The sequence below is a fragment of the Desulfogranum japonicum DSM 18378 genome (genome assembly GCF_000429945.1).
In the GTDB taxonomy this organism is placed as follows: Bacteria; Desulfobacterota; Desulfobulbia; order Desulfobulbales; family Desulfobulbaceae; genus Desulfogranum; species Desulfogranum japonicum.
The window spans coordinates 1-1,119 of sequence record NZ_AUCV01000132.1; the positions used below are offsets into that span (position 1 = coordinate 1).

Annotated in this window: 2 protein-coding genes; both read left to right on the forward strand. The window is 39.8% G+C overall.

The annotated features are described in order from the left end of the window. The first annotated feature begins 120 nt into the window (after nt 1–120). On the forward strand, nt 121–594 hold the full coding sequence (locus G493_RS32685) for an NUDIX hydrolase (RefSeq protein WP_028582201.1): 474 nt from the start codon (nt 121–123) through the stop codon (nt 592–594). 77 nt (nt 595–671) lie between these two features. Further along, nucleotides 672–995: a hypothetical protein gene (locus G493_RS0122765; RefSeq protein ID WP_153306652.1), complete on the forward strand. Its 324-nt coding sequence runs from the start codon at nt 672–674 to the stop codon at nt 993–995. The last annotated feature ends 124 nt before the right edge of the window (nt 996–1,119 follow it).

The following is a 1,119-nucleotide window of genomic DNA, read 5'->3' on the forward strand; positions in this document are numbered from 1 at the left end:
CTGTTACAGGAATATACACTATTTTCTGCCGCATAGCGGCTTCGTCCAACCAGTCATTCCACCGGACCTAGTCCACTTCGCGGCCTAGGCCGGTGAATTTAGCGTTAGCTGGAAAATATCATGAGTGATGAAATACCAAAAGAATCCCGACTCGCTTCAAGGGTGATTTTGATTAACCAAGATAAGCGAGTACTCTACTTACAGGCTACAGAACCCCAAACTGGAAAGCGATTTTGGGTAATGCCTGGTGGTGGTCTTGAACCAAATGAGAGTTTCGAAGATGCTGCTAAAAGAGAGGCGTTTGAAGAATCAGGATGCATATTTGATCTTGGCCCATATGTATGGTTTAGAAGGCATAAGCATATTTGGAATGGGAAACCTTTTGATCAGTATGAACGTTTCTTTGTCGCTTTCACCTCTGACTCGACTTACAGTCCTTCAAATCAGGACGGATATATTTCAAAACACAAATGGTGGTCACTCCAAGAACTCCAATCCTCAAGCGAGGAGTTTGCACCAATGGATATAAGAAATATCATATCTCCAATTTTAAATGGCACGTATCCTGAAAGCCCAATTGACTGCGGTGTATAATAAAAAAAATTAGCTAACAATCGCATCAAAGTGACGGCAAGAACTCGGCGGTATTTTCAAGGATTGTGATACGCTTCATGCTTATACTTGTCTTGACGTTGGTTGCCACGCAATCTTGCCGCCCCTTATGCAAACGTTATCTTAATGAAAAAATGACCAACGATAAAGACTACAAAAACCATCAATGCAAAGAGTCTCCAAATAAAGATATTGAAATTATATATTCTGATTTCAACGAAGAAACTGGGGAGAAGAAATGGTGGTTTCATATTTATCGAGAAGCCACTGAAAAGGACTTAGCAGATGGGGAGGCAGATCAAGTAGGAGAATTAATGTTCAGTTCGACTATTGCAATTTCATTTTGCCCATTTTGTGGTAAATATTTACAAGGGAACGACTAAAAAAGCGTATAAAAACAATAAATTAAAAGATAACGAATAAGGATAGATTGTGTGAGTGAGGAACGAACGAACCACAATCTTATCCGTGGTTGGACAAGCCCGTCTCTTTAAGGAAATATATATT